The following is a 12,847-nucleotide window of genomic DNA, read 5'->3' as shown; positions in this document are numbered from 1 at the left end:
AATAAACACATTATATACCACTTGGGATTAGTTAACCTCTGAAATTAATTGGGTTTTGTGCTGTTCAAGGGGAATGCATGACAATAACTGATAGCGAAAAAAAGAATATCAATCCTGAAGAAGTTATTAAATTTTCTAAGCTAGCTGAAGAATGGTGGGATCCAGAAGGTCACATGAAACCACTACATTTAATTAATCCTATACGAGTAAGATATATTCAACAGCATGCGATTTTAAAGGACAAGCAAATTCTTGATGTAGGCTGCGGGGGTGGGCTATTAAGCGAAGCTTTGGCTAAACAAAATGCTCAAGTTACCGCTATTGATATAAGTGATGTTTTAATCACCGTTGCTAAGAACCATGCTCAACAACAACAATTAAATATCGATTATCGATGTCAAGACGTAGAAATTTTGGAAAAAACCAATAAAAAATTCGATATTGTAACTTGTATGGAATTGCTTGAACACACTCCTGATCCTCTACGAATGATAAAAGTATGTGCCTTGCTTACGAAACCCGGGGGTAAAATTTTTTTCTCAACCATCAACCGCACCCTTAAAGCGTATCTCATTACCATTGTTGGTGCAGAATATCTTTTAAATTGGCTACCGAAGGGTAGTCATGACTATGCTCAATTTATTCACCCTTCAGAATTAACTCGATGGGCTGAGAGTGCTCAGTTGCAATTAGTGGATATAAGCGGTCTTAGCTATCATATTTTTAAAAAGGAATTTAATTTAAGTCGAGATGTATCAGTCAATTATCTCATTTGCTTTTTGAAAAATTATGATTAAAAACTTGATTTCAGCTGTTTTTTTGATCTGGATGGAACTTTTCTGGATTCAGCACCTGACTTAGCATATGCCTTAAATTAATTGCTAATTAAATATAAACGGCCGCCTCTTCCCTTAGAAATTGTTCGTCCTACCTTAGCACTAGGAACAATTGGTATGTTGAATAATGGTTTTAAAATGACGTCACTCATTCACGTTTCTTAGGATTACGAAATGAATTTCTATCAATCTATCATGATTGCATGATGAAGAAAACTACTTACTTTGATGGTATAACAGAAGTATTAAATTATTTAGAAGATCATAAAATTTCGTGGGTATTCAAATAAACCTGATTGGTTAGCGAAACCTTTACTAGATCATTTTAGACTAGCACATCAATACTACTTGTCTTGTATCAGGTGTGATCAATTAACAAGACGTAAACCTAACTCTGAACCATGCTTTATGCTTGTAAAATCACATTGGATTAAGGTGTTATCAATCGTCGTTAATAAAATTAACCACACATCTTTTCCTTTTTAAAGAAAAGTTGTTTCATTATCATTACTTTTATTACTGTATCTGCCAGAATTTTTTTAGCTATGAAATGAATTATTTCTGAAATAGTTTTATTCATTAATATGCAATATCATTTTCTCTTCGAATGAGAGTCTTTGAGGAAAACACTGTTTTAATTAGTGCATTTAATAATTTAATAGTTGGTGACTATTTAGCGACTGTATCAGGCAAAATTGACAGATTTGATTTTCATTTTCGGTTTTTTCTAGATTACTATAGACACCGTAGTTTGGTAAACTAGTGGCAATCGTATTATTTTGGACATCGAGTGTAAGAATTTCTTTATCTATGAGTTTGCTTATTTTAAGTTAGGCTTTAAAGCTTTTATAGATACTAAAGATATTAAAATTTCGAAACGCTTTTTGGAATTTATTAATCTATATTGCGAGTTTTTGCCATCAGTCTCAGTGCTATTACGATGATTAAGTTTTTAACTTTAATTTAATATCTGTCACTTTTATCATCAGAATCTTAAAATAAATTAAAAAAATCTTTATTCAGGAAAAACAATGCGTTATATAGAGAAATAACTTATATTTTATGAATTAACCGAATATTCTCTAAAACTAATAGGGAAATCCGTGAATGCCGCAAAAAAACTACTTGTCCTTACCTCTGGCGGTGATGCACCAGGTATGAATGCAGCAATTCGAGCCGTGGTACGGAGTGCACTGCACTATGAAATGGAAGTTTTTGGTGCGCAAATGGGTTTTGCAGGGCTAGTTAAACAACAAGTTGTTTCTCTGAATTCAAGATCAGTAGCTAATTGCATTCAACGAGGTGGCACTATTTTAAGGACAGGTCGTTTCAAAGATTTTCATTCCGAAAATATTCGCAATAAAGCACATGAATGTTTAAAAAAATTAAAAATTGATGCAATGGTAATTCTTGGCGGTAATGGAAGTTTTGCAGGTATATTAAAACTTTATCGCGAAGATGGACCTAAAATGATTGGTATTCCATGCACAATCGACAATGACATTCAGGGCACAGACTATTGCGTTGGATTTGATACAGCCTGTAATACAGCGCTTAAAGCTATCGATAAAATTCGCGATACAGCCTTTAGTCTTGAAAGAAATTTTTTAATTGAAGTTATGGGTCGTTCTTCGGGCTTCATTGCTGTTAGTGTTGGAATTACTGGTGGTGCTGAGATTATTGCTATTCCTGAATTTCCTATTGATATCGATACCTTAACACAAAAAATTAAGAAACAACAAAGAAAAAAATTGGCATCTATTATTGTGGTTGCCGAAGCAGATGCACCTGGTCATAGTTTTAAGCTTGCTGAACAAATTAAGGAAAAAACTAACATTGACTATCGAGTTTGTATTTTAGGTCACACCCAACGTGGTGGAACTCCTACTGTCAAAGATCGTCTAATTGCTTCACTTATGGGTGCAAAAGCTGTTGAGGCTCTAAGGAAGGGACTTACCAAAAAAATGGTTGCTTATAAATACGATCAAGTAGTTCTAGTGCCACTTCCTCATCCTGAAAGTGGCACGCGGTACTTTACAGACAAAGCATTACTAGGTGTGAATGATATGATCTGTGCAGTATAAGTGCTATATGCTGTCTTACAGAATTATTCTAAACTCTTTATAACAATTTCATAAACATCTGATGATAATCGTTGAGCTTTCGCAATCCGATGAAGTTCTGCTTTCATCAATTCTTGGCGTTTTTCATCCATAATTTGCCAACGTGACAGGGGTTGCAATACTCGCGCAGCTATCTGAGAATTCATCGGATCAATTTTAAGCACATAATCGGCAATTAAACGATAACCTTCTCCATCTTTATCATGGAAACAAACGACATTCATTCCAAAGGTCACTAATAGTGCATAAACATTATTAGGATTTTTAATATCGAATGCAGGATTCTGAGTCAATTTTTTTACATTCCCTATAGTAGAAGACAGTTGCGATGATGCTTGTAATGCCAACCACTTATTAATTACCAGAGGCTGATGTTTCCATTGCTTATAAAATTCATCTAATGTACGATGACGTTCCTTGCACTCATGGTTAATTAAAGCAGACAAAGCAGCCATAGTATCTGTCATATTATCGCTATTTTTAAACTGTTGGTAAGCCAATATGTATTGATCATCCTCTTCGTTTTCAGTTAAATAGCTCAAACAACGATTTTTTAGTGCACGTTTACCAATATCAGTCCAATTATATTTATAGATAGGTAATTGGCAATTTTCATAGGCCATTGTTAACTCTGATATCAAGGTTTTTGTTAATTCTTTTTTCACAAATTGATGAACGGTATGTAATACTTCGATATCCAAATTTTTCATTAACTGCAATAAATACGTCTCCGTAGGCAAAATTAGGAGAGCAGCTGAATATCCATGATCTTTGTGTGGTCCTTGAATAATTTTTCGAAAACTTTCTACGAATCGATTGTCTAGTTTTAACAATTTTTTTTGTTGATAATCTTCAACTAGATTAAATATCAAACGCTGCGCAAACATTTGACCTGCTTCCCAGCGAGCAAAAGGATCGTTATCGTATTGAAAGAGCCATAAGAGTTCCTCATCACTATAGGGATAATTTAAGCGCACTGGCGCGGAAAAATCCCGTAGCAGCGATAACGTCGGTTTATGTTTTACGTTGATAAACGTAAATATTTCCTTTGGTTTTGTAATCTCTAAAATACGCGTGCCTTGAATGACTTCATTTTCTCCGGATAATTGGGTCGGCATATCTTGGCATTCCAAACCTACAAAACCTATTGCCAATGGAATATGTAATGGTAGATTTTTCTGTGTAAGAGGATTAGATTGTGTCACTTTCAAATGCAGAGTTTCTTCATTTTCATTATATTCACTTTTTACATCGAGTACTGGAGTACCAGCTTGATTATACCACCGTTTAAATTGATCGAAATTTTTGCCCGAGGCATCTACCATCGCTTGAATAAAATCTTCGTTAGTTACTGCTTTCCCATCATAACGCCAAAAATAAAGGTCCATTGCCCTGTGAAAAACTTTATACCCTAACAGAGTTTGGATCATACGGATGACTTCTGCACCTTTGTTATACACTGTACTTGTATAAAAATTATTAACTTCAATATACGAACATGGTTGTATAGGATGGGCCATTGGACTTGCATCTTCTGAAAACTGCACATTGCGCAAGTAGTTCACGCTTTCGATACGAGAGACACCTTTCGATATCATATCTTCAATAAAAGATTGATCTCGAAAGACAGTTAACCCTTCTTTTAAAGTAATTTGAAACCAATCCCTGCACGTCACACGATTACCTGACCAATTATGGAAATATTCATGTCCGATTACATTTTCAATACGGATGTAATCTTCGTCAGTAGCTGTTTTTGGAGTGGCTAAAATATTTTTTGTATTAAAAATATTAAGTCCTTTATTTTCCATTGCACCCATATTAAAATCACTTACCGCAACAATCATGTAGATATCGAGATCGTATTCACGACCGAACTTTTTTTCATCCCATTTCATTGCTTTCTTTAAAGCCTGTAAAGCAAAAAGCCCTTGATCTTTAAAGCCTTTTTCTAAGTAAAGGCGTAATACTACTTCTCTACCTGATTGAGTAATAAAAATATCTTCTAATACATCGAAATCTCCGGCTACTAAGGCAAATAAATAGGAGGATTTTTTCGAAGGATCTTCCCAATGTACCCACTGCCGATTACCATCTAATCTTTTCGTTTCAATCAAATTTCCATTTGATAATAAAAAAGGGTATTTATTTTTATCAGCTGTAATTGTTGTAGCATATCGTGCTAACACGTCAGGACGATCTAGAAAATAAGTGATTCGACGAAATCCATCTGGCTCGCATTGAGTACAAAAATTACCTCGCGATTTATAAAGGCCACTTAATTGAATATTTTCCTGCGGTTTAATTATTACTTCAGTCTCTAAAGTAAATTTATCTGGAACGTTAGGAATCGTTAATGAAGAATCATTCACTTCATATTCAGTAGATAACAATATTTTCTCATTGAGTGCTATTCGCTTTAATATCATTGCTTCACCATTAAGTATTAATGGTTCTGATGTCTTTATTTTCAAGTTACGTTGTAAATCTAAAACAGTCTTAACGTTTGTTTCTTCTTCATAAAGATCTATGTGTATATGTACTGTATCAATCAAGAATGAAGGAGGACGATAATCTTTGAGATATATAGTGCGCGGTTTTTTATCATTCATTATTAACTCTCATATTCCTCATGTTACTTATCTTTGTATTCTAACCCTGATAAGTAAAACACATCAATAGTTTAATACTTCCAAATAAATCTTTAAAAACTACTTAAAAATAATAGTTAAAAATACGATAACCTGTACATTCTAGTTAAATTTCACTATTGAGCTTATAAATTTTGATGTTATGACGAACAGTTTTTAAGTTATTTAAACGGAAAAATATTTCTTTAATTCAATACGTAAGCAATAAACAATTAGAAGGAATTGTAACCATGCAACCTGATGTTCTAGTTCAAGAATCTGAATTGAATTCCGTTAAAATTGGATACTCACTTCATTGAGTGTCTAACAATCATTATAAAATTACTTTTCGCAACTTAATAATCAGAATCCTGCTAATCTCTACAGCGTGGTTTTATCTGAAATAGAAGTCTCATTGCCGAGAGCGATCATACTTTATACTAATGGTAATCAAAACAAGGCAGTTAGAATTTTAGGCATTAGTCGAGGAACTTTACATAAAAAACTTGCTATTTATCAGATTAATAAATCGCATCCTTCTATGCATTTGGAAAATCGATGAACAGATAATGAATGCATCGGAATATTAGTCAAAAAAATTTTGAATACCTTTCTTCCTATAATAAATAATGAGGAAATTGAAGTTAATCTAGCGCAAGAGTCTGACATTCTTTCTTCCCTTACTTCGCTGCTTGTAAATTTTAAAAATGGTAAAAAGGATTTCGTTATGGTGAAGATCCATATTGAGCTGTGGCGCTTTTCCTAATTAAGTTGATATTTTGCCGAAGTTTAATAAGTTGCAAAAGGAGTATAGCCATTTCGTTTAATAATTTACTGGCTGGCGATTATATTTAAGGTATAGGAAGGACAATAAGTAACATCCATCGCGTTTATAGTCAAACACGTCACCTTATTACGTGGACTTACATGGTTACTTAAGAAGAAAACCAATTTAACAGCTTATTGGGTTTATACTATCATCATTTTTCTAATTTTGGTGGATCATTGCTTAAATTCCGTCTTATGAGGATAAAACTACAAGAAAATTTTAGAAAAATATTATTGATGAGTCTTGATTGAAAAAAAACAAATTTAGCTTTATTAAAAGCTAAATCTTTATGAGATTAGAAAAACCTTGTTTTTTTCTATTCAATTTAGGAGGTTTCAGAAAATAAAAACAACTGAAATTGACCTCGAAACCTTCACAGATACTAAGCCAAAGCTCTAATCTTCAAAAAAAAAGAGCTTAAGGTTTTTTCCATTTAACGAATGAAGTATGTGAAATCTAAAAAGATAGATCTGGTCCTAAGTTAGATTATTAAGTCGAACACTTTGCTGCTCTCCCTTCAAATAAGATCACTCTTTTTAATCACGCATGTTTTAATATTTGTCATAGCCCTTTTCCGAAATTGCTTTTTCGGAATCATACACATTTCTAAAATTATTTTGCTCTATTCTCGTTCCACTAAAATCTAAGATTTAAATATCCGAATAAAATGTCGTTTCATCAATATTCAATACAATATCGAATTTTTGGATGTGGCATTTTCTGATTATCTTAGATTCATATGGCTAAATAACTTTCGCATTTCTAGTTGTCTTATTTTTATTAAAATCTTTGCATATCTTTGTTATAAGAACCTGATTTGTGATAAAAAATCATGTCTTTTTTAATAATCCTAAATTTTCAGAGAGAGATGCCAAAAAAGAATAATCATCAATTCATCACTCCAATAATTATTTTGTCGATTTTTACCCAATTTTTTTTAAATAACTTTGATTATTTTTTATCATCTATTACATCTATATATATTAATCTAAAGAAAACTTGACTTAAGATTGATCTAGACTATCATCTGCTTAAATAGATTTCACAGATTTCTTCAGTTTTTTCCTCAATATAAGCCATTGGAAAAGCTGTAAAATATTAGGTCGTTAAGCCTATGATTGATTTTATTTATTTTTTGGTATTCAATACATCCTAGATAAGGTTTATTTTTATCACCCTTACAACACAGCTTATTGTTTTTACATTTCAGAAAATTCACTTGCAAGATTAGCGTATCTGGTAAATGCTTTCGCAAAACAAGCTATCCGTGAGTGAAAAGTGGAAACTACTTTTTCAGGTTCGTTGGCGTCCATTACTGCCGAAATGACTGCTACATTTGTCACCCCAGTCCTTAAAACAGCTTCTAAACATTTTAAGTTAATACCCCCGATTGCTACAACTGGATATGGTGAAATTTCACGACAATAGCGTAGTGTTGATAATCCCTGCGGGGGGTAATTTATAACCTTAGTAGTTGTCTTATAAATAGGCCCAAACGCGATATAAGAAGGCAGAATAGCATGAGCACATGATAATTCGTAAAGTGAATGAGTACTAATGCCTAAATACAAGTTAGCGGCATGAATAGCGGCAATATCGGCGGTTTTCAAATCATCTTGTCCTAGATGAACACCATAGGCACCAGCTTCGATAGCCAGCTTCCAATAATCATTAACGAAGAGTTTTGCTTGATAATAGCGAGCTAAACCTACACTTTCAATTATAGCTTTTTTAATAATCGATAATTTTTGATTTTTAATTCGTAACTGTATCGTGCGAACACCCCAAGTTAATAATTTTCGCACCCATTTAACATTATCAACGATAGGATAAAAACCTAAATTACCACAACTTAGAAAAGGAAGGGATGAAGTATTAATTCGTTTTGTTGCTACAGGTAAATCGATCGAGCATCGTGGAAAACCACGTCGCCCTAATAGTATATTGTTTCTAATTTCAAAGTTGCTACGAATTCCTTGTTGGATGTACATTTTTCCTAAAACAAGAGAATCTTCCAATGCATATCTTCGAGCCAAAGCAGAACTAATTGCTGAGCTTAAACTACAACCCGTTCCGCGAATATGGATCTTCTTAATTCTAGAATTAATTAACCAAAATTCCTTTTCACCATTTGTAAAAAAATCGCAGGCATTTTCAGAATTTAAATGACCACCCTTTAGCAATACCGATTTTACTCCTAACTTTAAGAAATCTCGTGCTGCTATCACCATATCTTCCTGAAAGTGAATTTTTTTCTGAAGTAAAACTTCAGCTTCAGGAATGTTAGGAGTTAATAAATCTACATAAGGGAAAATACACTGTTTTAAAGAATAGGGTTCTGTAAAAGAAAAACCCGAAGTTGATTTTAGCACTGGATCACAAACGACAAAACCCTTATAATGTTTCAGATAGGAACTGATCGTAATCAAAATCGATTTTTTGTTTAAAAGTCCCAATTTAATGACAGACGGCAAAAATGCTTTTTCTAGACTGGCAATTTGCATTTGAATAAGATGAGAATCGCAAGAATAGATTTCTAACACCTCTTGTGCATTCTGTGCTGTAATGGCAGTGATAATGGTAGCTGCGTGAACATCAAAATCACGACATGTAAGTAAATCCGCCTGACAGCCCGCGCCTCCTGAGCAATCAGAACCACCAACCGTCCAAACAATTGGTTTTTTCATTTAGGAAAACTCATTAAAAATGGTTTATTGATCAAAGGTGTTGTAACTTTAGCAATGTTTCTTTTTTCAATCATACCGGCTTTATAGCCCAGTCGGCCAGCTTTTATCGCGTAAGCAAATGCCTGAGCCATAGAAACGGGATCATTGGATACTGCCACCGCTGAATTTAATAAAACAGCATCAAAACCTATTTCCATAACTTGCACTGCATGTGATGGCTTTCCAATTCCCGCATCGATAATTAATGTAGTATTGGGGAATCTTTCTCGCAAGAGACGCAATGCATAAGGATTCATCAATCCTAACCCGCTTCCAATTGGTGAGGCCCAAGGCATTAAAATACGACAACCGACGTCGATTAAACGCTGACATAAAACCAGGTCTTCCGTACAATATGGCAGTACTTCAAACCCTTTTTTAATTAATATTTCAGCAGCGTCTATGAGAGCGAAAGCATTGGGTTGTAAAGTGTATTCATCGCCAACGATCTCTAATTTAATCCAATTGGTGTTAAATAACTCTCTGGCTAGTTGCGCTGTTGCTACAGCTTCCTTAACAATATGGCATCCCGCTGTGTTTGGTAGGATATGGCAAGGCAGTGATCGCATTAACTCCCAAAGATAATTCCTTTTTTCTCCTGGTAACTGTCGACGTAATGATACAGTAATGATCTCAGTTTTAGATGAATTAATTGCTTTGTAAAGGATTTGTGGAGATGGATATTGTGCAGTACCTAATAATAATCGTGAATTAATTTGAGTATTAGAGATAGACCACATAACTAACCCCCACACATTGCAGTTATTACTTCGACACGATCTCCAGGGTGAATGATAGTTGTTTCATAATTAACACAGTTAATTATTGCTTCGTTAATTGCCACAGCGAATATTCCTGAAAAATCTTTATTAATCAATAAGTTTTTTAGTGTAGTTTGCGAATAGATACTTATAGGCTCGCCATTTAAATAAATATTGATCATTTTTACCTCTTACTATATACCTTTTTTCAGGAGAGAGAAGAAATTTTTCTCTCAAAAACGTGGTATTTCTGGAGATGGAAACAGTCTGATTATAATTTTTCCATAATTTCATTGATCAATGATGGTGCTAATAAAAACCCATTCCGATATAACCCATTAATAGAAATTAAACCACGTTGCCAATTGATGCGAGGCAAATTATCGGATAAAGCAGGTCGTAAAGCTACCACTGTTTCTATAATTCGTGCCTCAGCGAAGCCTCGATGAACACTATAAGCTGCTGACAATAATTCTAAACAAGTTCGCACAGAAATTGGAGAGATGTCTTTTGATTCAATTTCACTTGCACCAATGAGATAAATCTGATTAGGTCGTGGAACAATATAAACTCTATAACGAGGGTGAAGCAATCGAATAGGGCGACTTAAATGTACATCTGGTGCGTGTAAATAAATTAATTCCCCTCGCACCGCTCGTAAATCGCTAAATTGATCGCCTCCGCCAATCCCTCGACAATCAAATACATAATCAAAAGAATATGATTTTTCTTTTATAAAGACATAGTGAGGCATTATTTTTTCCACTAACTTATTTTCATACCAACTAATAGTCAATTTTTTTGCTAACGCCCCTAAAACTGCTCGTGAATCAATATGTGCTTCTTGAGGTAAAAAATAACCTTCTCGGAAATTTAACTCCGGCTCTAATTTTTTAATCTCAGATAGAGATACCTGCTGAATGTATAATTCCTTAATTTTATGTTGTATTTTTTTTATCCAACGTTCTTTTTCTGCTTTATCTTCCGGGTGTACAATTACAAGTGTTCCTTTTTGTTGAAAAAGGACCGATCCCGAAAATTCGGTCGACCATAGTTCCCATTTTTTTAATGAATACAAACCCCGATCGAAAATTATTCGATTTGATGTTTCGCATTCAGCTATTGGTGATAACATTCCTGCTGCAGCATAAGAGGCACTTTTTCGACCCAATTTATTATCTTTATCAAATAAAGTCACTTGCCATCCCGCTAAAGTCAGTCGCCAAGCTAACAAACGACCCATTAAACCAGCACCTACAACCCCAGCTTTCATTTTTAGAGCACTTTTTCTTTCTCTAAGGCACGCACTTCGTGGCTTATCTTATAAGCACAAAATCTAGGTCCACATAATGAACAAAAATGTGCGTGTTTTGCTGATTCTTTTGGTAGTCCTTCATCGTGAAACGCGCAGGCTGTTTTCGGATCTAACGCTAAATTAAATTGATCGTGCCACCGAAACTCAAACCTTGCCTGTGATAATAAATCATCGCGCTGTCGCGCAGCTGGATGTCCTTTAGCTAAATCCGCTGCATGAGCTGCAATTTTGTAGGCAATTAATCCTTCTTTAACGTCTTTTTTATTGGGCAATCCTAAGTGCTCTTTTGGCGTAATATAACATAAAAGCGCACATCCTTGCCATGCAATCAACGCTGCACCAATACTGCTTGCAATATGATCATAACCAGGAGCGATGTCAGTAACTAGTGGGCCAAGTGTATAGAAAGGTGCTTCTTGACAATACGTTAATTGCCTTGTCATATTTTCTTGAATCAAGTGTAGTGGAATGTGACCTGGTCCTTCATTCATTACTTGCACATCATTTTTCCACGCAATACGATTTAATTCACCTTGAATTTTTAATTCGGCAAATTGTGCTTCGTCATTGGCATCTGCGATAGAACCTGGGCGTAATCCATCACCTAATGAAAAACTGACATCATAGGTACGCATAATTTCACATATTTCTTCAAAGTGCGTATAAAGAAAATTTTCTTTTCGATGTAATGTACACCATTTCGCCATAATTGAACCACCACGAGAAACAATTCCAGTCATACGTTTTTCTGTGAGAGGAATAAATCGTCGCAAGACACCGGCATGAATTGTAAAATAATCAACGCCCTGTTTAGCTTGAGAAATTAATACGTGACGAAAAATATCCCAATTAAGTTCTGCAATATTTCCATGTATCTTATCTAAGGCTTCATAAATTGGAACCGTTCCAACAGGAACTGGAGAATGACGTAAAATCATTTCACGAATTTCTTTAATTCGCTTCCCTGTTGATAAATCCATTACGGTATCAGCCCCCTCTGACAAAGCCCAGATTAATTTTTCTACTTCTTTATCCATGGATGGACAAACCTCTGAGTTGCCAATATTCGCATTTACTTTAACTAAAAAATTCCGTCCAATAATCATTGGTTCACATTCTGGATGATTTATGTTTGCAGGCAAAATAGCACGTCCTTTGGCAATTTCATCCCTTACAAATTCGGGAGTAATGTGTTGAGGAATTTGAGCTCCTAAGGAATTCCCGTGTAAACGCCGTTCGCGCTCTTGATTAACTGCGCATGGAATTTTCTGTTTTTGATTTTCTCGAATAGAAACGTATTCCATTTCCGGAGTAATAATCCCTTGTTTTGCAAAAGCTAATTGCGTCATGAGCTGACGTTTTTTAACCCATTTTTCACGCAATTTAGGCAACCCTTTAGAAACTTGAACGATAATATGCTTATCTGTATAGGGACCTGAGGTATCATAAAGGATTAACGTATCCCCATTCGTCAATTGAACTTCACGCATACCTACGCGAATGATAGGGAAAAGTTTTCCGTAATGATAAACTTTTTCTGAAGCAGGGTAAGAAATCATCACGCTCTCCTTCAAGCATACCTAAAAAACAGGTTCAACAAATGTAAAAATCACTCACTCTTTAAAAG

At 34.5% G+C, this 12,847-nt stretch carries 9 protein-coding genes; 3 read left to right on the top strand and 6 right to left on the bottom strand.

Annotation, left to right across the window (positions count from 1 at the left end; genetic code table 11):
* Nucleotides 1-77 precede the first annotated feature (77 nt).
* Nucleotides 78-797, top strand: coding sequence for a bifunctional 2-polyprenyl-6-hydroxyphenol methylase/3-demethylubiquinol 3-O-methyltransferase UbiG (gene ubiG, locus ONG85_RS02165; protein ID WP_264435303.1), 720 nt, complete (start codon nt 78-80; stop codon nt 795-797).
* 1,142 nt (nt 798-1,939) lie between these two features.
* Complete coding sequence (gene pfkA, locus ONG85_RS02160) at nt 1,940-2,920, top strand: 6-phosphofructokinase (protein ID WP_406566703.1); 981 nt, start codon at nt 1,940-1,942, stop codon at nt 2,918-2,920.
* Between the two features lie 23 nt (nt 2,921-2,943).
* On the opposite strand, the gene pepN is transcribed toward pfkA, so the two are convergent.
* The gene (pepN, locus tag ONG85_RS02155; RefSeq protein WP_264435302.1) at nt 2,944-5,571 is read right to left on the bottom strand and encodes an aminopeptidase N; all 2,628 of its coding nucleotides are present in this window, start codon (nt 5,569-5,571) and stop codon (nt 2,944-2,946) included.
* Nucleotides 5,572-6,004: 433 nt separating this feature from the next.
* On the opposite strand from pepN, the gene ONG85_RS02150 reads away from it, so the two are divergent.
* Nucleotides 6,005-6,151, top strand: a complete 147-nt coding sequence (locus ONG85_RS02150) for a helix-turn-helix domain-containing protein (RefSeq protein ID WP_264435301.1) — start codon at nt 6,005-6,007, stop codon at nt 6,149-6,151.
* Nucleotides 6,152-7,617: 1,466 nt separating this feature from the next.
* Here ONG85_RS02150 and thiD read toward each other — a convergent pair.
* From thiD to thiC, 5 genes are all read right to left on the bottom strand, one after another.
* Nucleotides 7,618-9,105: a bifunctional hydroxymethylpyrimidine kinase/phosphomethylpyrimidine kinase gene (thiD, locus tag ONG85_RS02145; protein WP_264435300.1), complete on the bottom strand. Its 1,488-nt coding sequence runs from the start codon at nt 9,103-9,105 to the stop codon at nt 7,618-7,620.
* A complete protein-coding gene (locus ONG85_RS02140; protein WP_264435299.1) occupies nt 9,102-9,884 on the bottom strand; it encodes a thiazole synthase in 783 nt (260 codons plus the stop codon). The genes thiD and ONG85_RS02140 overlap by 4 nt, the downstream gene beginning before the upstream one ends.
* Nucleotides 9,885-9,886: 2 nt before the next feature.
* Nucleotides 9,887-10,087 carry a sulfur carrier protein ThiS gene (thiS, locus tag ONG85_RS02135; protein WP_264435298.1) on the bottom strand — a complete coding sequence of 67 codons (201 nt, stop codon included), beginning with the start codon at nt 10,085-10,087 and terminating at the stop codon, nt 9,887-9,889.
* A gap of 89 nt (nt 10,088-10,176) precedes the next feature.
* The gene (gene thiO, locus ONG85_RS02130; RefSeq protein WP_264435297.1) at nt 10,177-11,178 is read right to left on the bottom strand and encodes a glycine oxidase ThiO; all 1,002 of its coding nucleotides are present in this window, start codon (nt 11,176-11,178) and stop codon (nt 10,177-10,179) included.
* Between the two features lie 2 nt (nt 11,179-11,180).
* Complete coding sequence (gene thiC / locus ONG85_RS02125; RefSeq protein WP_264435296.1) at nt 11,181-12,794, bottom strand: phosphomethylpyrimidine synthase ThiC; 1,614 nt, start codon at nt 12,792-12,794, stop codon at nt 11,181-11,183.
* Between the last annotated feature and the right edge of the window lie 53 nt (nt 12,795-12,847).

This window comes from Coxiella endosymbiont of Dermacentor marginatus (assembly GCF_907164955.1).
In the GTDB taxonomy this organism is placed as follows: Bacteria; Pseudomonadota; Gammaproteobacteria; order Coxiellales; family Coxiellaceae; genus Coxiella.
The sequence above is the reverse complement of the archived record's forward strand: the minus strand, read 5'-3'. Positions and strand labels throughout refer to the sequence as shown.

Coding starts and splice junctions, on each gene's coding strand:
- ONG85_RS02140 (WP_264435299.1), bottom strand. CDS start 9,884: ATGTGGTCTATCTCTAATACTCAAATTAATTCACGATTATTATTAGGT.
- thiD (WP_264435300.1), bottom strand. CDS start 9,105: ATGAAAAAACCAATTGTTTGGACGGTTGGTGGTTCTGATTGCTCAGGA.
- thiS (WP_264435298.1), bottom strand. CDS start 10,087: ATGATCAATATTTATTTAAATGGCGAGCCTATAAGTATCTATTCGCAA.
- ubiG (WP_264435303.1), top strand. CDS start 78: ATGACAATAACTGATAGCGAAAAAAAGAATATCAATCCTGAAGAAGTT.
- pepN (WP_264435302.1), bottom strand. CDS start 5,571: ATGAATGATAAAAAACCGCGCACTATATATCTCAAAGATTATCGTCCT.
- thiO (WP_264435297.1), bottom strand. CDS start 11,178: ATGAAAGCTGGGGTTGTAGGTGCTGGTTTAATGGGTCGTTTGTTAGCT.